Raw genomic sequence first — 21,802 nt, forward strand, 5'->3', positions numbered from 1 at the left:
GATGCCGTTGCCGGGTACGGCGGTGTAGTGCTCGACCACTCGCGATGCCCGCGGTCATCGCCGCGACCTGCCGGAAGTCACTTTCTGCACCCGCGGCATTGCGCCCCCGCCGCCGCGGTCGCAGCATGGCCGCCATGAAGGAACGCCTGCTTGCGCTGCTGCAACCGCTGAACCTGGCCGGCATGTTCACCCTGCTCGCGGTGGGCATGGCGCTGCGCTGGATGCCGCCGGACCGGCTGCCCTACGGCGTGGCCCTGCTGGTGGCGTTCGCGGTGCTGTTGCTGTCGGCCGACGTGTGGCCGCGCACCGCCTGGTGGCGGCCGCTATCCATCGTGCTGATGCCGCTGATCGCCCTGGTGCTGATCTGGCTCGATCCGCGTCCGTCGGTGTCGCCGGTACTGCTGGTGGTGTGGACGGCGGTGATGGCGCTGTCGATCTCGCTGCGCACCACGCTCATCGCGGTGGTCGTGGTCGACATCGCCTACTACGTCCTGCTGCTCATCGATGGCTCCAGCGCGCCGTTGACGGTGGTGCTGATCCACGGCGGCTTCCAGGCCTTCGCCGCGTTGTGCGCCTGGTACGCCACCAGCGCCGAGCGCGCGCGCGACGCACTGGCGCGCGTCAACGCCGACCTGCTCGCCACACGAGCTCTGCTGGCCGATTCGGCGCGCAACAACGAACGCCTGCGCGTCGCCCGCGAGCTGCACGACGTTGCCGGCCACAAGCTCACCGCGATGACGCTCAACCTGCGCGCGCTCGCCGCCGACCCGGCATTCGCCGGCCGCCACGAGATCGCGATCGCACAGCAGTTGTCGAGCGAACTGCTATCGGACATTCGCGGCATCGTGCAGGCGATCCGCCACGACCACGGCCTCGACCTGGCCACCGCCCTGCATGCGCTGGCGGCGCCGTTGCCGCGGCCGACGCTGCGGTTGTGGATCGACGACAGCGTGCATGTCACCGATCCGGCGGTGGCCGAGGCGATCCTGCGGCTGGTCCAGGAAGCGCTGACCAACAGCGCCCGCCATGCCGACGCCGACGTCGTCCAGGTGGCATTGAGCTGCGATGCCGGGCGCCTGCGCATCCAGGTCGAGGACGATGGCCATGTCCGTGGCGCATTGCGGGAAGGCAACGGCCTGGCCGGCATGCGCGAACGCATCGTCGCCGCCGGCGGCAGCCTCGACCTGTCCACGTCCGCGCGCGGAGCGATGCGCATCGAGGCGAGCCTGCCGGCATGACCGCTGCGCCACCGCCTGCGGCACCGGTCCGCATCGCCCTCGCCGACGACCAGGGCATTGTCCGCGCCGGCCTGCGCGCCCTGCTCGAGCGCCATGGCATCGAAGTGGTGTTCGAGGCCGAGGACGGCGCACAGCTGCTCGACCTGCTGGCGACCACTCCGGTGGACGTGGTGCTCAGCGACATCCGCATGGCCGGCGTCGACGGCATCGAGGCGCTGCGCCGCATGCGCGAGCGCGGCGACACCACGCCGGTGCTGCTGTTGACCACCTTCGACGAGAGCGAGCTGCTGCTGCGCGCAGCCGCTGCCGGCGCGCAGGGCTTCATGCTCAAGGACGCGGCTCCGGAAGACCTGCGCGACGCCATCGCGCGCGTCGCCGCCGGCGAGACCCTGCTGCAGCCGGTCAGCACCGATCCGGTGCGGGCGCGGTACCAGTACCACACCAGCGAAACACCGCGCGACACCTTCACCGAGCGCGAAGTGGCGATCCTGCGCCTGCTCGCCGGCGGCTATTCGAACAAGGAGATCGCGCGGGCGATGTTCCTGGCCGAGGGCACAGTCAAGAATTACGTGTCGGTTATCCTGGAAAAGCTCGATACCCGCGACCGCACCCGCGCGGTACTGAAGGCGATCACGTTGCGGGTGATCTGAGGCTCAGCCGGTCGGCCGGCACCGGGCGTCGACGGCGTCATCGCGATGACTCACGCACAGGCCGAAATCGGCGGGAAGGTCCTTGCGCTCCCGCGCCTGGCCAACGGGGACGTCGAAGCTGCAGTCCGCCGCACGCGCCTTCACCGGCGATGCCGCGCATGGTCCGGCGAACAGCACGTAGTGACAGTGCCCGCTGGCGCTGCGCAGACACTCGAATCGCACGTTGCCGGTGGCGACATGGGTCCTGCTCAACACGGTCTCGACGCCATCCTCGACTGTTCGCGCGACCAGGGTGGTACCACCACCGTCCACGCCGCCCGCCAGGCCGACCAGACTGAGCAGAAAGTAGACGAAAGCCATAACGCTGCGCATAGGGCATCCTTTCGCGGCAACCGGGGCCGCGTCGTGGGTACTGCCTGACGGTGGATCGGGGCGGTCGTGCCGGGTGGCGTGCCGCTACATCTGCTTGAACAGCGCCATGAAGGGCTGGCTGACGGTGAGTGTTTCCGGACGCTGGCGCAGGCGCACCACGCCCTTGCCGCTTTCGTCGCGCACGATCGAAGCGATCGCCTTGAGGTTGACGATGGTGGAGCGGTGGATCTGGCGGAACACGGTCGGGTCGAGCGCCATCAGCAGCTCGCGGATCGGCTTGCGGATCAGCGCTTCGCCCTCGGCCGTCATCACCACGGTGTACTTGTTGTCGGCGCGGAAGTAGGCGACGTCGTCGACCATGATCAGGCGCGTGTCGCGGCCGGAACTGGCGGTGATCCAGGTCAGCGGTGGTTCGCTGCGGCGTGGCACCAGGTCCAGGCTCGCGACCAGTTCGGCAAGCGTTGCGGCATCGACGCTGCCGGCGGCGGCGCGCGCCTGCACGCGCCTGGCGGTCGCCGCCAGTCGTTCGCGGCTTACCGGCTTGAGCAGGTAATCGATGGCGCCGTGTTCGAAGGCGTCTATCGCGTACTGGTCGTAGGCGGTGACGAACACCGCCTGCGTGCCGGGACTGGCCTGGGCGGCGGCGGCGGCCACGTCCAGTCCGGTCAATCCCGGCATGCGGATGTCGAGGAAGGCGACGTCGGGATGGTGCTCGGCAATCGCCTCCAGCGCGCTGGCGCCGTCCTCGCACTCGGCGACGACCTTCAGCTGCGGCCAGGCCTCGCCGAGCAGCTCGACCAGCGCATTGCGCAGCAGCTCCTCGTCTTCGGCGACCACGGCCGTCATGACTTTCATCTCAGCCATGGCCGGCCTCCTGCGGTCCAGCGACCGGGACGGTGATGGTGGCGGCGACGCCGCTGGGGAAATTGGCCACGATCGCCAGTGTCGCCGCGTTGCCGTAGACCAGGCGCAGGCGCTCGCGCACATTCTTCAAGCCGATGCCGGTGCCGGTGCTTTCGGCGTTGAAACCGCCGCCGTCGTCGGCCACCGTCACCGAAACGATGCGGTCGTTGCTTCGCGCCATGATCCACACCGTGCCACCGCCCGGCTTGGGTTCCAGGCCATGCTTGATCGCATTCTCGACCAGCGTCTGCAGCATCATCGGCGGCAGCGGCGTCGCGCGCAGGTCCTCGGGCACGTCGATCTGCAGCGCCAGGCGCGGGCCCATGCGCAGCTTCAGGATTTCCAGGTAGGCGCGCGAACGCTCCAGCTCCACGCCCAGCGTCGATAGTGCTTCGTCGGTGCGCGGCAGCGAGTGGCGCAAGTACAGGATCAGGTGCCCGAGCATCTCGTCGGCACGGACCGGATCGGTACGGGTCAGGTACTGCGCACTGGCGAGGGTGTTGTAGAGGAAGTGCGGCTCGACTTGCGCGTGCAGCAGGCTCAACTTGGCCACGGTCAGCTCCTTCTCGGTCACCGTCTGCGCGGCGGCGGCCTGTTCGCTGCGGCGGCGCTCGGCGATGCGGCGCGCCACGGCGCGGGTGATGGCTTCGGCGTTCTCGAGGTTGGTGCCGTTGTCGACGCGCAACCAGTCGCTCCAGGCGCCACTTTCCGGTTCGCAGATCAGCGTCACGCTGCCGGTGCCGCGGCCTGGCATCACCGTCGCGGTGATCTGGTTGCGCGGAATTCCCAGCAGCGCGAGCGGATTGATGTAGCGCGACGGCGAATCGCCATAGGGTTGCAGGCGCTGCACCTTGGCGCGGATCTGCAGGCTGTCGCGGGCGCTTTCGATCTCTTCCGTGCGCGGCAGTTCGCGGATCGCCGCATCGAGCAGGTCGAAGGCTTCGCCGGCCTCGAACGGGATCTCGATCTGCCGCCGCTGGCGATTGCCAAGCATGGCCGCATCGACCTGGCCGGCGATCAGCCGCACCCGCCGCAGGTGCGAGACCGCTTCGATGATGACGAAGCCGATGGTGACGAAGAACAGGAACGAGACGGGCCAGCCATCGAAGCGCCCCAGCGGCGTCGCATCGATCAGCATCGCCAGCACCAGGAACGCCAGGAACCAGGCGCCGATCAGTCGGGCGATGAAGGTGAAGTTGGTGGCCATGCTGGTGCGGTGGGACCGTATTGGGATTCAGTGCGGCCGAGCATAGCGGCGGCGTGCGCGGGCAGGGGCCAGGTTGCGATGGAACCGGCCAGGAGGCGACGAAACCCCCGGTTGGCGCGCCTAGATGGCCGCGCCACGCAGCCAGCGCATCGTCATGATGCCCAGCACCGTCATCGCCAGCGACCCCAGCAGGTGCAGTGCGATCGTCGTCAGCGCCCAGCCATAGGCCTCGCGCTGGAGCAGGTGCACGGTTTCGGCCGAGAACGTCGAGAAGGTGGTCAGGCCGCCCAGCAGACCTGTGATCACGAACAGACGCCACTCCGGCGCCACGCCCTGGCTGGCGCCGAACCACGCCACCGCCAGTCCGATCAGGTAGCCGCCGCCGAGATTGGCCGCCAGCGTGCCCAGCGGCAGGTTGCCGTTGAGCGGGTTCAGCCAGGCGCCCAGGCCCCAGCGCGCCCACGAACCAAGCGTGGCGCCCAGCGCGATCGCCAGCAATGAATTCAGCATCGATGCCTCCCGGTTGCCGTCGCGAAAGGGTAAGCGAGGACGGGGCGGCATCAACACATCCACGCCACGGGCGCGGAATAGACTCGTTGTTCCCCCGCCCGGTATTCGTCCCATGAGCGACCGCATCCGCCACCCCGGCCTGCGCGATCGGCTGATGTCCGCGGAGCAGGCCGCCGCCCTGATCCGTCCCGGCATGACCGTGGCGATGAGCGGCTTCACCGGCGCCGGCTATCCCAAGGCGGTGCCATTGGCGCTGGCCACACAGATCGAGCAGGCGCACGCCAACGGCGAAGCATTCCGCATCAAGGTGCTGACCGGCGCGTCCACCGCGCCCGAGCTCGACGGTGTGCTCGCACGCGCCGAAGGCATCGAACTGCGTCTGCCATACCAGTCCGACCCGGCACTGCGCGAGCGCATCAATGCCGGCGAGCTGGACTACATCGACCTGCACCTGAGTCACGTCGCGCAGTACACCTGGTTCGGCTTCTACGGCGCGGTTGACGTCGCCGTGATCGAGGTGGCCGGGATCACCGAGGACGGTCGGCTGGTTCCGTCCTCGTCGGTCGGCAACAACAAGACCTGGCTGGACCAGGCCGACAAGGTCATCCTCGAGGTCAACCGCTGGCAGCCGGCGGCGCTGGAAGGCATGCACGATGTCTATTACGGCACGGCATTGCCGCCGAACCGAAAGCCCATTCCGCTGCTGCATCCGGACGATCGCATCGGCGAACCCTATCTGCGCTGCGATCCGGACAAGGTCATCGCGATCGTCGCCACCGACGCCCCCGATCGCAACTCGCCGTTCGCGCCGCCCGACGCCGACTCCAGGCAGATCGCCGCGCACCTGCTCGACTTCTACGCGCACGAGGTCCGCCGCGGTCGCCTGACTCCGCAGTTGCTGCCGTTGCAGTCGGGCGTGGGCAACATCGCCAATGCGGTGCTGGCCGGCCTGGCCCAGGCGGGCTACCGCGATCTCACCGCCTTCACCGAGGTGATCCAGGACGGCATGCTCGAGCTGCTCAAGAGCGGCGTGGTGCGGATGGCGTCGGCGACGTCGTTCTCGCTCAGTCCGGCCGGCATCGACGAGTTCCTCGCCCATCTCGACCACTACCGCCAGCGCATCGTGTTGCGCACGCAGGAGATCTCCAACCACCCCGAGCTGGTGCGGCGCCTGGGTTGCATCGCCATGAACGGCATGATCGAGGCCGACCTGTACGGCAACGTCAACTCGACCCACGTCGCCGGCACGCGGATCATGAACGGCATCGGCGGCAGTGGTGACTTCGCCCGCAACGCCTACCTGTCGGTGTTCATGTCACCGAGCACGGCCAAGGGCGGACGCATTTCGTCGATCGTGCCGCTGGCCAGCCACGTCGACCACACCGAGCACGACGTGATGGTGGTGGTGACCGAGCAGGGCCTGGCCGACCTGCGTGGCCTGGCGCCCAAGCAGCGCGCGCGCCGCGTGATCGAGGCCTGCGCGCATCCCGACTACCGGCCGATGCTGCAGGATTATTTCGATCGCGCCTGCCGCGACAGCTATGGCAAACACACGCCGCACCTGCTGCCCGAGGCGTTGTCGTGGCACCAGCGCTACATCGATACCGGCAGCATGCTCGCCTGAGCGCCGCCCTATGGATTTCTTAGCGCTTTCGCCGCGCGCAGGTACGCGGCAAGCCCGCGCTCGCGGCTCTCGACAAAGGTCTCGCCGGTAGGCGAATAGTCCACGATTCGGTCCGGCCGGAAGTTGCGGAAGTCCGCGCGCAGGCGGCACCACGCGCCCAGCGTCCAGCTGCCGCCCCAGAACGCCAGGCACAGCGGCTCGATGTCACGCTCGCTTGCGCGCGCATCGTTGTCGCGGTAGCGCATCCGCAACACCTGGGCGCTGGTCACGGCGGCATGCAGGTCGTCGATGAGCCCGCTGTTCTCCAGCCGGTCGACCTCGGGCGCGAAGATGCGCGTGCGCTCGCTGCGTTCGCGCAGCTCCGGCGGTAGCACCGCCTCGATCTTCAGCAGCGCCGCGGCCGCCTCGCGGCCCAGTCGCACGCCACCGAAGGCGCGTACGAAGCGCGTGCCAACCACCAGCGCCTCGAGTTCGTCGGCGGTGAACATCAGCGGAGGAATGTCCGAACCCTTGCGCAGCATGTAGCCGACGCCGGCCTCGCCTTCGATCGGCACACCGGATCGCTGCAGGTCGGCAACGTCGCGGTAGACCGTGCGCAACGACACGGCCAGGGTCTCGGCCAGTCGCTGTGCGGTGAGGGCGGAACGGCGTCCACGCAGGGCATGGATCAGGAGGAAGAGGCGGTCGGCTCGGCGCATGCGGCATGATCGCGCGCCGCCGCGCCAGTCTCAACGCAGGGTAGCGATAACATCGCCGTGCGTCTCATGTCCGCAGCTCCGATCGCGGCGTTGGCGCCAGCCGCAGCCGCTGTGGTGGCTGCCTGAGCCCATCGAGCAGTGCCTGCGCGACCGCCGTGTTCCACAGGCCGTCGGCGAGCAGCGCCGATTCGTAGCGATGGTGCGCCTGGACATCGGCGAAGCGCGCGAACCACACCAGCACCGGCTCGCCTTCACGCACGGGCAGGCGCGGGTAGGTGTTCGGCGCGGATTCGGTGATGTACACACCCACCATCTCGGCGCCTGCGGCACGCAGCCGCGGCGCCATGGTCTGCACGAAACGCTCGACGAAACCGGCTTCCGACGCGTCGTCGAGATGGCAGATTCCCGCTTCGAGCAGGCCGCCGGCAGCGTGGTCCGCGCCGACGGGCGGACGCTCGCCGGAATGCGGCAAGGCCAGTTCCGGTCGCGCCGGACGCAGCAGCAACACGTCGTCGCTGTCGACGATGGTGGCGTTGGCATCCTCCCGATGCCGCGCCCAGGTCGGCCCGGAGTAGAAGCCCGACAGCGCCTCGGCACGCACCGGCATGTCGGCGAAACCGCGCATCCACACGAAACGGTCGCCGTGGTCGAGGTCGCGGAACTGGCCGATCACGTGCATGCCGACGGCTTCCTGCGGCTCGATGAACTCGCGCTCGAACAGTTCGATCAGGTCGTCGCGCCGCCCGGGCTGCATCGCGTACTGGCGCAGTTCGATCACGCCGTCGTCGTGCAGCAGGCGTCCATCGCCATCGGTGCGGCGGAACCACATGTGCCAGTTGGTTTCCCAGGTCTGACCCTGGTCGGCCGAGAACGCCTGCTGCCAGTGCGCGGTGTTGGCGCTGACCTGGTTCCAGACGAAGCGGACCTGCACGGGCCGCCCCTCGTGCTCGCCGTGGCCATGGAACGTGCCGACGTGATGGTCGAACCGTCCGACCATGGGCGGCTCCAGGTGGCCGTCGTGGTTGCCCGCCCAGTAGATGCTCCACTGCCGCGACTCGGGACTGAACAGGCGCAGGGTCATGCCGATGAAGCGTTCGTCGCTGCCGGGGCGGGCCCAGTCGCTGACGAAGTCGTCGACGTTGCCCACTCCGCCCAGCATCGGCTGGCACCACTGCGTGGCGCCGAAGATCTCCCAGTCGCTGGAACCTGCCAGGCGCTGTGTCAGGCGCTCGTTGCGGATCTGCCATTGCCCATGCAGGAAGTCGAAGTCGTGGCGGCCGTCACCGCTCACCGCGGCGGCGCCGGGGTCGCCCTGGGCAACGGAGTTGGCCGCCCGCGCGGTCCGGCCGGCGGCGCGCAGCGGCAACAGCACCAGCGCCTGCGCGCTGGCAGCCAGCTGCAGCAGCAGGCGGCGATAGCGGTCGACGCTGGCTGCGCCGGGTCGGGGCCGTCTGTTGCCGACTGTCGTGCCGGCCGTTGTGCAGGCCGTCCTGCTGGCCGTGTTGTCGGTGTCCATTGCGGCGCTCCGGCCGTCGTGCCAATTGCACGTTGGCAGATTGCGGCCGGGCTGCTGCCAGCCTCCTGTCAGCAGTGGTAGCGGCTTTGACCAGGGCGGCGGCGTCTCCTTGCGCATCGCCCATCGCCGCCGCCGCATCGGCGACAATGTCGCCCCCGTTGCCGCTGCCCGCCGTTGCCCATGTCGAACTCAACGCCGCAATCCATCTCCCTGACCCGCTACCTGATCGAGGAGCAGCGCGCCGGCCGCATCAATGCCGATGCCCGCCTGCTGATCGAAGTGGTCGCCCGCGCCTGCAAGACGATCTCGATCGCGGTCGGCAAGGGTGCGCTCGGTGGCGTCCTCGGCGACGCCGGCACGGCCGGCGAGGCCAGCATGAACATCCAGGGCGAGGCGCAGAAGAAGCTCGACGTGCTGTCCAACGAGATCCTGCTCGAAGCCAACGCCTGGGGCGGCCATCTCGCCGGCCTGGCCTCGGAAGAGATGGACACCTCGCAGCCGATTCCCGATGTCTATCCGCGCGGCAACTACCTGCTGCTGTTCGATCCCCTCGACGGCAGCTCCAACATCGACGTGAACATTTCCGTCGGCACGATCTTCTCGGTGCTGCGCTGCCCCGAGGGCGTCACCCAGGCGCAGGACGAACATTTCCTGCAGCCCGGCACCGCCCAGGTCGCTGCCGGCTACTGCACCTACGGCCCGAGCACGATGCTGGTGCTGACGATCGGCAACGGCACGCACGCATTCACGCTCGACCGCGAGGTCGGCAGCTTCGTGCTGACCACGCGCGGCATGCGCATTCCCGAGGAGACGAGGGAGTTCGCGGTGAACATGTCGAACCAGCGCTTCTGGGAAGCGCCGATGCAGCAGTACGTCGGCGACCTGCTCAGCGGCAGCGAGGGCCCGCGCGGCAAGGACTTCAACATGCGCTGGGTCGCCTCGATGGTCGCCGATGTGCATCGCATCCTCACCCGCGGCGGCATCTTCAGCTATCCGCTCGACAGCAAGTGCGCGGCCAAGGGCGGCAAGCTGCGACTGATGTACGAGGCCAACCCGATGAGCCTGCTGGTCGAGCAGGCCGGCGGCGCGGCCAGCACCGGCCGCCAGCGCATGCTCGAGGTGCAGCCGACCGGCCTGCACCAGCGCGTGCCGGTGTTCCTGGGTTCGAAGAGCGAAGTCGAGGCCGCGGTGCGTTACCACCGCGAGCACGACGCCAAGGGCGCCTGAGCGCCTGAGCTTCTGAATGCGAGTGCGGCGCGGTTGCGCGCCGCACTCACGAAGTTGAATCAGGTTGGCGCGATTCGTGCCGAAGTCACACGCGTTTTTTCGTCTTGCTTTTGACCGTTCATCGTCATCCCCGCCGTAACTAACACTGCGTATCTATGCGTAGTGGCAGCATTTGCCAGCCGCGGCAGGGCCTGTTAATGCATTTCGATCCGGCCCTGCGGGTTGCCCTGGCAACTCATCCGGGCGCGTGTCCTCGACAGCGCGCCAGACCCGGCCTTTCGAAATGCGTCAGCAGCTTCTGACCGGAGTCGGAGATGACGACCGAAGGAACGCAGGAAGCCTTGGCGGGTGACTACAACGCTCTCCCGCACGACGCGCGTGAACTGATCTATGTGACCCGGGGCGGTGCCGGCCGCGTGCTTGCACTCGGCGGCCTGCAACAGATGGGTTGGAACCTTCGCCGCGCGCCGGATGCGCGCAGCGTCTTGCGCATCCTGCAGCACGACCCGCGCCAGCCGCACGCGGCCCTGCTCGACCTGCGCGAAGGTTTCAGCCAGCAGGACCTCGCCGAATTCGGTGTGGCGTTGTCGGCCGCCAACGTCGGCTGGGTCGCCGGCATCGACGCGCGCCAGCTCGACGAGGAGCCGGTGCGCAAACTGATCCGCGACTACTGCTACGACTACCTCACCCTGCCATGCCCGGAAGCGGTGATGAACACGGTGATCGGTCACGCCCACGGCATGGCAAGCCTGGCCTGCGAAGGCGGCGACGTCACCAGCGAGGCCGGCTTCGACGGCATGATCGGCGAAAGCGGTGCGATGCGGACGCTGTGCCGCACGCTGCGCAAGGCCGCGCTGACCGAAGCGCCGGTGTTCATCGCCGGCGAGACCGGCACCGGCAAGGAACTGGCGGCGATGGCCGTGCACCGCCATTCGCGCCGGCATGCGCATCCGTTCGTGGCGATCAACTGCGGCGCGATTCCGCACAGCCTGATCCAGTCCGAATTGTTTGGTTACGAGCGAGGCGCGTTCACCGGGGCGCAGCAGCGCAAGCTCGGCCGGATCGAGATGGCCAATGGCGGCACGCTGTTCCTCGACGAGATCGGCGACCTCCCATTGGAAAGCCAGGCTTCGTTGCTGCGCTTCCTGCAGCAGGGCAGCATCGAACGCCTCGGTGGCCACGAACAGATCCCGATCGACGTGCGCATCATCTCGGCCACCCACCACGACCTCGACGTCGCCGTGGCCGAGGGCCGTTTCCGCGCCGACCTCTATCACCGCCTTTGCGTGCTACGCCTGCAGCAGCCGCCGTTGCGCGAGCGCGGCAGCGACATAGACCGCATCGCCGAGTACGCCCTGCAGCGCTATTCGCAGGAGGGCCACCGCACGCTCAAGGGCTTCGCCCCGTGCGCGCGCCAGGCACTGCACAGCCATGGCTGGCCGGGCAACGTGCGCGAGCTGATCAACCGCGTCCGCCAGGCCGTGGTGATGGCCGAAGGCCGCCTGATCACCGCCGCCGACCTGCATATCGAGAATGCGCTGGCAACGCCACCGCCGACGCTCGACGAAGTCCGCGACGCGGCCACGCGCAACGCCATCGAACACTCGCTGCACCGCAACCGTGGGCGGCTGGTCGATGTCGCGCGCGAGCTGGGCGTGTCGAGGGTCACGCTGTACCGCTTGATGCAGCGCCACGGCCTTCGCGCCAACGACCCGGAGACACCCAACACGGTCAGCATCGCCTAGCCGGCCGAGGCGGCCTGTGGCGGTTTAGACGCCAGCCCGGTGGCGTGCGAGGATGGCCGCTGCCGCCGGATCCCCTGCCCCCGCATGTCCATCCCGTCCGCTGCACCGCTCGCCGGCGAACAGCCCGCCGCCGACAACGACTTCATCGAGGTCTATCCCGATGCCCTGAGCCAGGACCAGTGCGCGCAACTGGTGGCGCGTTTCAGCGCCAGCGGCGACACCGTCCCGGGCCGCGTTGGCGGCGGCGTGATGCCTGACCTCAAGGACAGCCGCGATCTCACCATCAGCGGCCGCGAGGGTTGGCGAGATGCCGAGACCGCGCTGAACCTGGCGGTGTTCCGTGGTGTGATCGCCTACCTGCGCCGTTATCCGCACACACTGATCGCGCCGCTGATGCTGGAGACCGCTGGCAACGACGGCAAGAGCCACCGCCTGACGCCGGAGCGGATGGCGGCGATGGAAGATGGCGAACTGGTGCCGGTGATCCAGACAGTCCTGCGCCCGGGTTCGATCAACCTGCAGCGCTACAGCGCCAACCGTGGCGGCTATCCCTACTGGCATTGCGAGCTGTACCCGCGCGATCCACGCGCGGAAACACTGCATCGGCACCTGTTGTGGACGATCTACCTCAACGACGCCTTCGAGGAAGGCGAGACCGAGTTCCTCTACCAGACCCGCAAGATCGCGCCGCGCACCGGCAGCCTGCTGATCGCGCCGGCGGCCTTCACCCACACCCATCGCGGCAACCGGCCCAAGGGCGGCGACAAGTTCATTGCCACAAGCTGGGTGTTGTTCCAGCGCGCCGAGCAGTTGTTCGGGACGGGGGCGTGACACTGCGCCCACCCGCGGCAGCGATCCTCATTGGTAGCTCAGCGTGAATGTGGCCATCGCCAGTACCGTCCCGGGCCGGACGATTCCGGTGCGGATGTAGCGGGCGATCAGCGCCGTCTGCCTGAGTTCCCGGGCGTTGCCGAGCGCGAACTGATTGTGATTGCCGGGAAAGGCCGAATCCGGGCCGAAATGGATCGGCACGCCATCCCGGAGAATCTGCAGGCGTACACCGGCGCTGGTGGAAGCCGGAGAGAGTGTCAGCTCGTCGCCCGTGTTGGCCGGGTTGGAGCTGTCGCCGAGCGTCACCAGAACCGTCACGCCAGCGGCGCCGGCGCAGTTGAACCTCAGGTTGAAAGGGGTTGCGCCGGCCGTTGCGCCGACATGGGGAAGCGCCGTCGATGCGACGGTGGGAAGTGCCACGCTTTCATTCGAGGTCGAACACGACACGGCCGTGAACGTGCCGCCGCTGAAAGCGATGTCGGAACCGAACCCCGGCGAAGTCGCCGTGCCCCGATAGAAGATGCCGCTCAATGTTCCGGTGCCGATGGGGCCGGTCTTGACCAGGTCCACCCGGGTCCGGAACTGGCGAAAGAAATAGGGATCCGTGCCACCGTGCTCGGTGAACGAGGCGTAGGCGAAGTTTCCTGCGTCGGCCCCCGGGAGCACCCTGACGCCCACGCCGGCGACGTTGGTGTAATAGACGTTGGGCAACGCAGTTCGACCATTGGTCATCGCATAGTTGAACTGCCCGACAGGCCGGGTGCACCGCGCATCGTCCAGTCCGACCATGCGGGTGGCGATCAGTTCGCCGATTGCGGCGGTCGCCGACACGACCATGTGGCCAAAATCGACCGTGGGATGCGTGCCCGCCGATCCGGGGACGAATGCGCGCGCGCACTGTGCGCCGGCGTCGGTCGCGCCCGCACAGCACAGCAACCCGAATAGTCGTCCGCGCAACCGCGCCCGCGCGCAGCCCGCCGCGCCGCGAGCGAATCGCGTGCCGTGCAGATCCATTGCCTTCCCCGGTTGTGCCCGACCCATCCGTGGTCGGGGATACGGGAGACCTTGCCACGCGGCGCGCCTCCCCGCGTTGCCTCAAGCGTCGACCAGGCACACTCCGCCGGCCCGCGGTCTTTTTGCCACGGGGCGGGGATGCGTTTCCGGGATTGCGGCCAGTCGCCGCGCGGCGATGCCTCGCCGTGGAGGCGCAGGTCGAAGCGTGCTGCCTACGCAGTGCGCGGGTGGTTGAGCACCAGCCAGTAGAGTCCGACCTGCTTGACCGCCCAGACGAACTGCTCGAAGTCGACCGGCTTCTGGATGTAGCTGTTGACGCCCAGCGCGTAGCTGGCCTCGACGTCGAAGGGTTCCGCGCTGGTGGTAAGCACCACCACCGGCAAGGTGCGGGTGGCTTCGTTGGCGCGTACCGCCTGCAGCACTTCGCGACCGTCGACCTTCGGCAGGTTCAGGTCGAGCAGCATGATCGAGGGCAGGTCCTCGGGGTCGCGGTCGCTGTACTTGCCGCGGGCAAACAAATAGTCGAGTGCCTCGGCGCCGTCGCCGACGACCATCAAGCGGTTGGCGATCTTGGCCTCGTCGAATGCGAGCCGGGTCAGCTCGACATCATCGGGATTGTCCTCGACCAGCAGGATTTCCTTGTGCATCAAAAACTTTCCTCCGCCGCGGAGACCGGCAACTCGAGGGTAAAGATGGCACCGGCTTCCGGCTGGGATTCGGCCCGCACGCAGCCGCGATGTCGCTCGGCGATGCGTCGGGCGATCGCCAGCCCCAGACCGTGACCACCCCCCTGGTCCGGTCCGTGCAGCCGCTGGAATGGCTCGAACAGCTTGTGAGCATAACGCATGTCGAAGCCGATGCCCTGGTCGCGGATCTGCACCTGCAGGGTGTCGCCGTCGCGGCGACCACTGACGTCGATGCGGATCGGTTCGCGCTCGCGCGAGAACTTCCAGGCGTTGTCCATCAGCTGCACCAGCAACAGCTTCAACAGTCGTTCGTCGCCTTCGACCTGCAGGTCCGGCTGCACGTGGATCTCGGCCCGGCGCTGCGGGTCGGCATCCTGCAGTTCGGCGCCGACCCAGTCGGCCAGCAGGCTCAGGTCGACGATGGATGCCTTGAGCTCGGTGCGGGTGACATAGGACAGATCGTTGAGTGCGCTGAGCAGGCTGCTCATGCGCGACGCCGCCGCGCGGATGCGGGCGAGGTAATCGCGGTCGGTGTCGTCGAGGCGGTCGCCGGCGCGGTCGGCCAGCAGCGCCGAGAAGCTTTCGATCGAGCGCAGCGGCGCGCGCAGGTCATGCGAGACCGCGTCGGCGAACAGCTGCAGCTGTCGGTTGGAGACATCGCGCGCGGCATGCTCGGCGTCGGCGCGCGTTTCCAGCGCCAGTTCCGCGGCGCGCTGCGCACTGATGTCGCGCAGCTGCACCAGCAGGTACAGCGGTGCGCCTTCGTCATTGCGCATGACGGCAATATTGATATGTGCCCACAGTGTCTCGCCGCTGCGGTGCAGGTAGCGCTTCTGCGCGTCGAGCACCGGAATGCTGCCGTCGATCAGCCCGCGCAGGTACGACTGCGTCAGCGAGATGTCGTCGGGATGGGTGAAGGCGACCGTCGGGCGGCCGACGACCTCGTCGGCCTTGTAGCCGAACATGCGCTCGAACGCCGGATTGACCTCGACCCAATGTCCATTCAGATCGACGATCGCCATGCCGACCCCGGACGCGGCCATCGCCAGCCGGAAACGGTCGACTCCGGTTTCTTGGCCGGTGGTGTTGCTCATCGGGATGGGTGACTCGTGAACATGCCGCAAGGGCGGAGTGTATCCAACCCGATTGTGACGGGGCGGTGCACGCGCTGGGAAGCGCGGCTGTATGGGGCGATCAAGCACAATGGCCCGCATGGACCTGCAACAAATACTCTTCCTGCTGATCCTGGCCGGCTCACTGTATCTGTTCATCAGCGAGCGGTTGCGGGTGGACGTCACGGCCATGCTGACCCTGCTGGCGCTGGTGCTGGCGGGCGTGCTGGATGCGCGCCAGGCACTGTCGGGCTTCGCCAGTGAGCCGGCGATCATCGTCGCCGCGGTGTTCGTGATTTCCGGCGGGCTGGCTGCGACCGGCATCACGGAACGCATTGGCCAGGGCATCGGTCGCGCCGCCGGTCACAGCGAATCGCGCGCGATCGCGGTGGTGATGCCGGCCGTGGCGGCGCTGTCGTCGTTCACCCATCACGTGATGGTGACGGCGATGATGCTGCCGATCCTTACGCGCTTCGCACAGGCGCGCGGGATGTCGGCATCGCGCCTGTTGATGCCGATGTCGTTTGCCGCCTCGCTCGGCACGACGCTCACGCTGGTCAGCGCGCCGGCTTTCCTGCTTGCCGACAACCTGATCGAGCGCACCGGCGCCGAAGGCCTGGGGATCTTCTCGATCACGCCGATCGGGCTGGCCCTGGTGGCGATCGGCGTGGTCTACATGCTGCTGGCGCGCTGGTTGCTGCCGCGCCGGTTCGGGGCGCTGGCCGATGACGGCTACCTGCGCCTGGATCGCTATCGCACCGAACTGGTCGTGGTCGAAGGCTCGCGCTGGAGCACGCGCCCCCTGGCCGACCTGCAGAAGGCACTGGGGGACCGTTTCCGCCTGGTCGGCTGGTTGCGCGACGGCCGTGCGCGCGAGGACCTGACGGCGTCGAGCGTGCTGATCAGCGGCGACATCCTCCTGGTCGAAGCATCGGCCGACACGCTGGCCTCGCTGCACGACGACCCCGGCCTGGACCTGCAACCGATCGCACGCTACCGCGGCCAGGCCGACGGCGACGGCGAGGCGCAGCTGGTGCAGGCGGTGGTGGCGCCGGGTTCGGAGTTCATCGGCCACAGCATTCGCGAACTCGATTTCGCCCGCCGCTTCCATGCCGTCATCGCCGGCCTGTGGCGTCGCGATGGCGACGCGCCGCCGCGGCTGGCCGAAGCGCGCCTGCGTGAAGGCGATGTGCTGGTGCTGTGGGGCCGGCCATCGCAGTTCGGCGAACTGGCCGCACACCATGGCTTCCTGATGCTGGTTCCGTTCGCCGGCGAGGCGCGCCGACGCGTGCGCGCGCCCGTCGCGCTGGTGATCCTGGCGTTGACCGTGATCGCCGCCGCCACCGAGTGGCTGCCGGCGTCACTGGCATTCCTGCTGGGCGCGGTGGCGATGGTGGCCACGCGCTGCGTCGACGTCGAACAGGCCTACCGCGAGATCGACGTGCGCATCTTCGTGATGATTGCCGGTGTGATCCCGCTCGGCATCGCGATGGAGCAGACCGGCACCGCCCAGCTGCTGGCTTCGGGGCTGTTGCACCTGGTCGCCGGCTGGCCGGCGCTGGCGGTGCTGCTGGTGATGTTCACCGTGGCGGCACTGCTCACGCAGATCCTGTCCGACGCGGCTACTACAGTCCTGCTCGGCCCGGTCGCGGTGGAGCTGGCGCAGTCGCTCGGGCTGGCGCCGACACCGTTCGTGGTGTGCACCGCGCTGGGCGCGGTGGTCGCCTTCCTGACCCCGATCGGCCATCACGGCAACCTGCTGATCCTTGGCCCGGGGCAGTACCGGTTCGCCGATTTCCTCCGCATCGGCCTGCCGTTGACGATGCTGATCGCGCTGGTCAGTGCGTGGATGTCGCGTTGGCTGTGGCTTGGCGGCCCGCTGTTGCCGGGCGGCTGATCAGGCGCGCCTTATCAGAACAGCTCGCCCTGCGCCGACGGCTTGCGTGGCGGCACGAACAGCGACGTGTCCAGCGGCGGCAGGCGGCCGAAGCCGAGGCGCTTGTGCGCCTTGCGGAAGCGCTGCTCGATCAGTTGCGCGAAGGGCCCCTGGCCATGCATGCGGCTGCCAAAGGCGCTGTCGTAGTCCTTGCCGCCGCGCATCTGCTGCACCAGGCTCATCACGTGCGCGGCGCGCTCGGGGTAGTGCAGCTGCAGCCACTCACGCCAGACCTGCTTGAGTTCGTGCGGCAGTCGCAGCAGCACATGGCCGGCCGAGCCGGCGCCGTGTTCGCGTGCGGCCTGCAGGATGTCCTCGATCTCGCGGTCGTTGATCATCGGGATCACCGGCGCCACCATCACCCCGACCGGCACGCCGGCGTCGGCCAGCGTGCGCATCGCCTTGAGCCGGGAATGCGGCGCCGATGCACGCGGTTCCATGCGCGCCGAAAGGTGGTTGTCGAGCGTGGTCACCGAGAAGTACACCGTGGCCAGGCCGCGACTGGCCATCGGCACGATCAGGTCTAGATCGCGGGTGACCGCGGCGTTCTTGGTGATCAGGCTGAACGGGTGCGAGCAGGCGGACAGCACTTCGATCAGCGCGCGGGTGACGCCGTAGCGGCGTTCGATCGGCTGGTAGGAATCGGTGTTGATGCCCAGTGCGATCGGTTCGCAGCGATAGGACGGGCGCGCCAGTTCGGCGAGCAGGCGCTCGGCGGCGTTGGTCTTGGCGAACAGCCGCGTTTCGAAGTCCAGGCCCGGCGACAGGTCCAGGTAGGCGTGCGATGGCCGCGCGAAACAGTACACGCAGCCGTGCTCGCAACCGCGATAGGGATTGACCGACTGGCCGAAGGCGATGTCCGGCGAGTCGTTGCGGCTGATGATGCTGCGCGCGCGTTCTTCGGTGACCTGTGTCTGCGGGCGCGAGGCGTCGGCCAGGTCCTCGTAGACCGAGCCCCAGCCGTCGTCCTCGCCGCGCGCGACCGTGACCGCGTAACGGCCGTCGACCTGCGAAGCCGCGCCGCGCCCCTTGATTGGCTGCTGGGCTTTGCGGGCGTCGTCCATGCCGCCAGGCTACTACCAGGCTGTCGCAGCGGCTGAGACCACAGGTTGCAGCCGATTGCCGCGGTGTCGGCAAGCGACTGCCCGCATCGCGCACTTGGCGTGCGTCATGCGCGCGGCTTAGCCTAGGGTCGGCCTGCCAGCTGGACAGGTACCTGACCAGAACGAACGGAGCCGTCCCCATGTTTGAAGCTGTGCAGGTCGCCTGGTCCTCGTTGCTGGATATCCCGCACCTGCGCCTGTACCTGGTGCTGGGGTGGCTGGGTTACCTGATATGGCTCGGCCTGTGGATCGTGCTGCAGAAGCGCGAGCCGGTGGCGACGCTGAGCTGGCTGATCAGCCTGGCGGCGTTGCCGTATGTCGGTTTCCTCATCTATTACTTCTTCGGGCCGCAGCGGATCCGTCGTCACCGCATGCGCCGCGGTCGCGCACGGGCGGGGCTGCCGCCGGCGCCGGAAGGGTTCCATCCCAGCGCGGATGCCATCGAACTGGCCAGGCTCGGCCAGGCCACCACTGGTTTGCCGCCGCTGACCGCGACCACCGCGGAGCTGCTGATCGATGGCGCGGCCAAGTACACCGCGCTGCTGGCTGCGATCGCCGGTGCGCGCGAGCACATCCATCTGGAGTACTACATCTTCCTGCCCGACCGCACCGGCGAGTCGTTGCGCGACGCGCTGGTCGAACGCGCCAGGGCTGGCGTGCAGGTGCGCCTGCTGCTCGACGCGGTCGGTTCGGGCCGGACCAAGCGGCGTTTCCTGCAGCCGCTGGTCGAGGCCGGTGCGGAAGTCGCGTGGTTCCATCCGATGAAGGTGCAGTGGTTCTGGAAGCGGCCGTGGCTGAACATGCGCACGCATCGCAAGATCGTGGTGATCGACGGCCTCGTCGGTTTCACCGGTGGCATCAACGTCACCGACGACGAGGACGAGCGGCTGCGCAAGGACGCCTACCGCGACCTGCACCTGCGTCTGGAGGGCGACGTCGTGCGGGCGCTGCAGCTGGTGTTCGTCGAGGACTGGGCCTATGCCACCGGGCAGGCACCGTTGCGGCTGCACAATCCCGCGCCGCGTCCGGGCACGATCGCCACGCAGGTGCTGGTGTCAGGTCCGGATTCGAGCTGGGAGGCGATCCACCGCCTCCACGTCAGCGCGATTCATTCGGCGCAACGGCGGGTCTGGCTGGTCACGCCGTATTTCGTCCCCGGCGAAGCCGCGCGCATGGCGCTGACGTCGGCAGCGCTGGGCGGACTGGATGTGCGGCTGCTGGTGCCGAAGATTTCCGACAGCCGCCTGGTCACCCTGGCGGCGCGTTCCTACTTCGATGAATTGCTGGCGGCCGGCGTGAAGATCCACGAGTACGGACCGCGCATGTTGCACAGCAAGGCGCTGTTGTGTGACGACGACCTCGCGATCATTGGCAGCGCCAATTTCGACCACCGCAGCTTCCGCCTGAATTTCGAGGTGTCGGTGATGTTCCGCGACCGCACCTTGTGCGCCGATCTGGCACGTCTGATCCAGAGCGAATGCTGCCTGGCCCCGCGCGTGCGCGACGATCGCGCCCGGCCGTTGTGGGGTACCCAGTTGCCCGAGGCCCTGGCGCGGCTGGTGTCGCCGTTGCTGTAGCGCAGCAAGCCGGGGCGACGCCGCACGGCGGCTGACCGGCGGTCGCGGCGGGCCGGCAATCGGCCGATGACGCATCCGCGCTGCGGGCTAAACTGCCGGCGCCGTCGCAATCCAAATTCGGAGCATCGCCCCCATGCACTGGCTCTTACTGCTGCTGGCCCTGGTCGCCCTCGCTGTCGCCTTCAAGACCACTTCGCTGGCTATGCTGGTCATCTGCCTGCTGGTCGCACTGGGCCTGTCGCTGGCCTGGGTGATGAAGTTGCTGGCGCTGCGCGTGGACAGCCAGAGCCGCGACACTTCGATGATCCTGGATCCGATGGAACTGCGTCGCCTGCGTGAGCAGGCCGAAGCCCGCCGCGCTGCCACCGGCAACCCGCCTGGCACACCACCCGCGACCTGAGGCTCGCATTTCACACGGCCCCTTGCCGGCTGCCTGATAGCATGGCCGCGCCGGAGGCAACGGCGCGTCCGCGCGCGAATGCCCGGACACTGGAGGCTGTCATGAACAAGCTCGCACTGTGCCGCCTGCCGACGCTCGGCGCGGCGATCGCCGGACTGGCATCGCTTGGCATTGCATCGGCTGGCACTGCGTCGCCACAGGTGGATCCGGCCAGCGCACCGGCCGCGACAAGCGTCGCTCCCGGCGCGGCAGGTTGCGGCCGTGTCAGCGTCTTCGACGTGGCCCCGCGCAGCAAGGATCTCTATCGCGCGCGCCTGATCAACATCGACGGAACCTTGCCCGGGCCGACCACCGCCCGCAGCTACCGTGTCGCTGCCGGCAAGCACACGCTCGAAGTCGCCGAGATCATCGACAACGAGCAGTTCGGCGATGTCCAGTTGCGCCAGCGCGTGCAGCAGGCCGATCGCTACAAGACCATCGAGCTGGACGTGCAGCCCAACACCACTTACCTTCTCGCCGCGCACCTGATCGAGGAGCGCCGCAACTACATCATGGACCAGTCGTACTGGGAGCCGGTGATCTACAGCCAGAGCAGCGAAGCGTGCAAGTGAGCCGAACCTGCGTGTCGCTGCGCACGGGCGCGGCGTCGTGACCGTCCTCAGCGTCAACGTCAACAAGATCGCGGTACTGCGCAATTCGCGCGGTGGCGACGAGCCCAGCGTGGTGGCCGCGGCGACGGCTTGCCTGGATGCCGGCGCGCACGGGATCACTGTGCATCCGCGTCCCGACGCCCGCCATATCCGCGCCGACGATGTGTTCGCGTTGTCCGAGCTGACGCGCGCGCGTGGCGTCGAGCTCAACCTCGAAGGCAATCCGTTTGCGCCGCCGCGCGCCGGCTATCCCGGGTTCCTGGCGTTGTGCGAGCAGGTCCGGCCAGCGCAGGCCACGCTGGTGCCCGATGGCGACGCCCAGCTCACGTCCGACCACGGTTTCGATTTCGTCAGGGATGCGCAATCGCTGCGGCCGCTGGTCGATGCGCTCAAAGCGATGGGCTGCCGCGTCAGTCTGTTTGCCGATGCGCACACGCCGTCCGGGCGCAATGGTATTGCCCATGCCGCCGCGGTCGGCGCCGATCGTGTCGAGCTCTACACGGGGCCTTACGCGGAAGCGTTCGCTGCCGGCGAAGGCGAGGCGATGGCGGCGCAGTTCGCCGATGCCACGCGGCGTGCGATGGATGCCGGCCTGGGCGTCAATGCTGGCCACGATCTGAGCCAGGCGAATCTGGGTTTCTTTCTCGAGAACGTACCGGGAATCCTCGAGGTGTCGATCGGTCATGCGCTGATCGGCGAAGCGATCTACCAGGGCATCGATGCAACGATCACGGCGTACCTGCGGATCCTCTCGCGCTGACGATTCAATTGCGTGCCTGATCGAACGCATTCGCGTGGCGCAG

The 21,802-nt window shown here is 68.2% G+C and carries 20 protein-coding genes and 1 pseudogene; 11 read left to right on the top strand and 10 right to left on the bottom strand.

Features of this window, described 5'->3' with window-relative positions:
• The first annotated feature begins 134 nt into the window (after positions 1-134).
• Both AC1DER_RS13775 and AC1DER_RS13780 read left to right on the top strand, forming a co-directional pair.
• Positions 135-1,238 (top strand): sensor histidine kinase, encoded by a 1,104-nt coding sequence (locus AC1DER_RS13775; protein WP_477244970.1) that lies wholly within the window; start codon positions 135-137, stop codon positions 1,236-1,238.
• The gene (locus AC1DER_RS13780) at positions 1,235-1,888 is read left to right on the top strand and encodes a response regulator (protein ID WP_477244968.1); all 654 of its coding nucleotides are present in this window, start codon (positions 1,235-1,237) and stop codon (positions 1,886-1,888) included. The genes AC1DER_RS13775 and AC1DER_RS13780 overlap by 4 nt, the downstream gene beginning before the upstream one ends.
• Before the next feature lie 3 nt (positions 1,889-1,891).
• On the opposite strand, the gene AC1DER_RS13785 is transcribed toward AC1DER_RS13780, so the two are convergent.
• From AC1DER_RS13785 to crcB, 4 genes are all read right to left on the bottom strand, one after another.
• On the bottom strand, positions 1,892-2,260 hold the full coding sequence (locus tag AC1DER_RS13785) for a hypothetical protein (protein WP_441815638.1): 369 nt from the start codon (positions 2,258-2,260) through the stop codon (positions 1,892-1,894).
• 84 nt (positions 2,261-2,344) lie between these two features.
• Positions 2,345-3,115 carry a LytR/AlgR family response regulator transcription factor gene (locus AC1DER_RS13790; RefSeq protein WP_441815854.1) on the bottom strand — a complete coding sequence of 257 codons (771 nt, stop codon included), beginning with the start codon at positions 3,113-3,115 and terminating at the stop codon, positions 2,345-2,347.
• 1 nt (position 3,116) lies between these two features.
• Positions 3,117-4,370, bottom strand: a complete 1,254-nt coding sequence (locus tag AC1DER_RS13795; RefSeq protein ID WP_441815639.1) for a sensor histidine kinase — start codon at positions 4,368-4,370, stop codon at positions 3,117-3,119.
• 120 nt (positions 4,371-4,490) lie between these two features.
• A complete protein-coding gene (crcB, locus tag AC1DER_RS13800; protein WP_477244965.1) occupies positions 4,491-4,880 on the bottom strand; it encodes a fluoride efflux transporter CrcB in 390 nt (129 codons plus the stop codon).
• A 112-nt stretch (positions 4,881-4,992) separates the two neighbouring features.
• On the opposite strand from crcB, the gene AC1DER_RS13805 reads away from it, so the two are divergent.
• Positions 4,993-6,504: an acetyl-CoA hydrolase/transferase family protein gene (locus AC1DER_RS13805; RefSeq protein ID WP_477244963.1), complete on the top strand. Its 1,512-nt coding sequence runs from the start codon at positions 4,993-4,995 to the stop codon at positions 6,502-6,504.
• Between the two features lie 8 nt (positions 6,505-6,512).
• Here the strand turns inward: AC1DER_RS13805 and AC1DER_RS13810 are convergent, their stop codons facing one another.
• Both AC1DER_RS13810 and AC1DER_RS13815 read right to left on the bottom strand, forming a co-directional pair.
• On the bottom strand, positions 6,513-7,202 hold the full coding sequence (locus AC1DER_RS13810; RefSeq protein ID WP_441815642.1) for a helix-turn-helix transcriptional regulator: 690 nt from the start codon (positions 7,200-7,202) through the stop codon (positions 6,513-6,515).
• Between the two features lie 64 nt (positions 7,203-7,266).
• Positions 7,267-8,718 (bottom strand): NIPSNAP family protein, encoded by a 1,452-nt coding sequence (locus AC1DER_RS13815; RefSeq protein WP_477244960.1) that lies wholly within the window; start codon positions 8,716-8,718, stop codon positions 7,267-7,269.
• A gap of 180 nt (positions 8,719-8,898) precedes the next feature.
• Between AC1DER_RS13815 and AC1DER_RS13820 the strand changes: the two genes are divergently transcribed.
• The 3 genes from AC1DER_RS13820 to AC1DER_RS13830 all read left to right on the top strand — a co-directional run bounded on the left by AC1DER_RS13820 (position 8,899) and on the right by AC1DER_RS13830 (position 12,521).
• Positions 8,899-9,945 (top strand): class 1 fructose-bisphosphatase, encoded by a 1,047-nt coding sequence (locus tag AC1DER_RS13820; RefSeq protein ID WP_477244958.1) that lies wholly within the window; start codon positions 8,899-8,901, stop codon positions 9,943-9,945.
• A 314-nt stretch (positions 9,946-10,259) separates the two neighbouring features.
• Positions 10,260-11,690 carry a sigma-54 dependent transcriptional regulator gene (locus AC1DER_RS13825; protein WP_441815645.1) on the top strand — a complete coding sequence of 477 codons (1,431 nt, stop codon included), beginning with the start codon at positions 10,260-10,262 and terminating at the stop codon, positions 11,688-11,690.
• A gap of 84 nt (positions 11,691-11,774) precedes the next feature.
• Positions 11,775-12,521, top strand: a complete 747-nt coding sequence (locus AC1DER_RS13830; RefSeq protein WP_477244956.1) for a 2OG-Fe(II) oxygenase — start codon at positions 11,775-11,777, stop codon at positions 12,519-12,521.
• 27 nt (positions 12,522-12,548) lie between these two features.
• Here AC1DER_RS13830 and AC1DER_RS13835 read toward each other — a convergent pair whose 3' ends face one another.
• The 3 genes from AC1DER_RS13835 to AC1DER_RS13845 all read right to left on the bottom strand — a co-directional run bounded on the left by AC1DER_RS13835 (position 12,549) and on the right by AC1DER_RS13845 (position 15,315).
• The gene (locus AC1DER_RS13835; RefSeq protein ID WP_477244954.1) at positions 12,549-13,535 is read right to left on the bottom strand and encodes a fimbrial protein; all 987 of its coding nucleotides are present in this window, start codon (positions 13,533-13,535) and stop codon (positions 12,549-12,551) included.
• A gap of 212 nt (positions 13,536-13,747) precedes the next feature.
• Positions 13,748-14,182, bottom strand: coding sequence for a response regulator (locus tag AC1DER_RS13840; RefSeq protein WP_158731994.1), 435 nt, complete (start codon positions 14,180-14,182; stop codon positions 13,748-13,750).
• On the bottom strand, positions 14,182-15,315 hold the full coding sequence (locus AC1DER_RS13845; RefSeq protein WP_477244951.1) for a sensor histidine kinase: 1,134 nt from the start codon (positions 15,313-15,315) through the stop codon (positions 14,182-14,184). The genes AC1DER_RS13840 and AC1DER_RS13845 overlap by 1 nt, the downstream gene beginning before the upstream one ends.
• Before the next feature lie 118 nt (positions 15,316-15,433).
• On the opposite strand from AC1DER_RS13845, the gene AC1DER_RS13850 reads away from it, so the two are divergent.
• A complete protein-coding gene (locus AC1DER_RS13850) occupies positions 15,434-17,230 on the top strand; it encodes an SLC13 family permease (protein ID WP_477244949.1) in 1,797 nt (598 codons plus the stop codon).
• Between the two features lie 14 nt (positions 17,231-17,244).
• Here the strand turns inward: AC1DER_RS13850 and AC1DER_RS13855 are convergent.
• Positions 17,245-18,362: pseudogene (locus tag AC1DER_RS13855) on the bottom strand (PA0069 family radical SAM protein).
• A 150-nt stretch (positions 18,363-18,512) separates the two neighbouring features.
• Between AC1DER_RS13855 and cls the strand changes: the two are divergent.
• The 4 genes from cls to AC1DER_RS13875 all read left to right on the top strand — a co-directional run bounded on the left by cls (position 18,513) and on the right by AC1DER_RS13875 (position 21,759).
• Entirely contained in the window at positions 18,513-19,949 is a 1,437-nt protein-coding gene (gene cls, locus AC1DER_RS13860; RefSeq protein ID WP_477244947.1) for a cardiolipin synthase, read from the top strand.
• Between the two features lie 133 nt (positions 19,950-20,082).
• Complete coding sequence (locus tag AC1DER_RS13865) at positions 20,083-20,349, top strand: hypothetical protein (protein WP_441815651.1); 267 nt, start codon at positions 20,083-20,085, stop codon at positions 20,347-20,349.
• A 101-nt stretch (positions 20,350-20,450) separates the two neighbouring features.
• Positions 20,451-20,960 (top strand): hypothetical protein, encoded by a 510-nt coding sequence (locus AC1DER_RS13870; RefSeq protein ID WP_477244945.1) that lies wholly within the window; start codon positions 20,451-20,453, stop codon positions 20,958-20,960.
• 37 nt (positions 20,961-20,997) lie between these two features.
• Positions 20,998-21,759 (top strand): pyridoxine 5'-phosphate synthase, encoded by a 762-nt coding sequence (locus AC1DER_RS13875; protein WP_477244943.1) that lies wholly within the window; start codon positions 20,998-21,000, stop codon positions 21,757-21,759.
• The last annotated feature ends 43 nt before the right edge of the window (positions 21,760-21,802 follow it).

Source organism: Lysobacter sp. 05T417 (assembly GCF_056396405.1).

Excerpts from the sequence above, each read along its gene's own strand:
- AC1DER_RS13840 (WP_158731994.1), bottom strand. The coding sequence starts at position 14,182 with ATGCACAAGGAAATCCTGCTGGTCGAGGACAATCCCGATGATGTCGAG.
- AC1DER_RS13825 (WP_441815645.1), top strand. The coding sequence starts at position 10,260 with ATGACGACCGAAGGAACGCAGGAAGCCTTGGCGGGTGACTACAACGCT.
- AC1DER_RS13815 (WP_477244960.1), bottom strand. The coding sequence starts at position 8,718 with ATGGACACCGACAACACGGCCAGCAGGACGGCCTGCACAACGGCCGGC.
- AC1DER_RS13865 (WP_441815651.1), top strand. The coding sequence starts at position 20,083 with ATGCACTGGCTCTTACTGCTGCTGGCCCTGGTCGCCCTCGCTGTCGCC.
- crcB (WP_477244965.1), bottom strand. The coding sequence starts at position 4,880 with ATGCTGAATTCATTGCTGGCGATCGCGCTGGGCGCCACGCTTGGTTCG.
- AC1DER_RS13795 (WP_441815639.1), bottom strand. The coding sequence starts at position 4,370 with ATGGCCACCAACTTCACCTTCATCGCCCGACTGATCGGCGCCTGGTTC.
- AC1DER_RS13870 (WP_477244945.1), top strand. The coding sequence starts at position 20,451 with ATGAACAAGCTCGCACTGTGCCGCCTGCCGACGCTCGGCGCGGCGATC.
- AC1DER_RS13810 (WP_441815642.1), bottom strand. The coding sequence starts at position 7,202 with ATGCGCCGAGCCGACCGCCTCTTCCTCCTGATCCATGCCCTGCGTGGA.
- cls (WP_477244947.1), top strand. The coding sequence starts at position 18,513 with ATGTTTGAAGCTGTGCAGGTCGCCTGGTCCTCGTTGCTGGATATCCCG.
- AC1DER_RS13820 (WP_477244958.1), top strand. The coding sequence starts at position 8,899 with ATGTCGAACTCAACGCCGCAATCCATCTCCCTGACCCGCTACCTGATC.
- AC1DER_RS13775 (WP_477244970.1), top strand. The coding sequence starts at position 135 with ATGAAGGAACGCCTGCTTGCGCTGCTGCAACCGCTGAACCTGGCCGGC.
- AC1DER_RS13830 (WP_477244956.1), top strand. The coding sequence starts at position 11,775 with ATGTCCATCCCGTCCGCTGCACCGCTCGCCGGCGAACAGCCCGCCGCC.
- AC1DER_RS13785 (WP_441815638.1), bottom strand. The coding sequence starts at position 2,260 with ATGCGCAGCGTTATGGCTTTCGTCTACTTTCTGCTCAGTCTGGTCGGC.
- AC1DER_RS13850 (WP_477244949.1), top strand. The coding sequence starts at position 15,434 with ATGGACCTGCAACAAATACTCTTCCTGCTGATCCTGGCCGGCTCACTG.
- AC1DER_RS13805 (WP_477244963.1), top strand. The coding sequence starts at position 4,993 with ATGAGCGACCGCATCCGCCACCCCGGCCTGCGCGATCGGCTGATGTCC.
- AC1DER_RS13780 (WP_477244968.1), top strand. The coding sequence starts at position 1,235 with ATGACCGCTGCGCCACCGCCTGCGGCACCGGTCCGCATCGCCCTCGCC.
- AC1DER_RS13845 (WP_477244951.1), bottom strand. The coding sequence starts at position 15,315 with ATGAGCAACACCACCGGCCAAGAAACCGGAGTCGACCGTTTCCGGCTG.
- AC1DER_RS13790 (WP_441815854.1), bottom strand. The coding sequence starts at position 3,115 with ATGAAAGTCATGACGGCCGTGGTCGCCGAAGACGAGGAGCTGCTGCGC.
- AC1DER_RS13835 (WP_477244954.1), bottom strand. The coding sequence starts at position 13,535 with ATGGATCTGCACGGCACGCGATTCGCTCGCGGCGCGGCGGGCTGCGCG.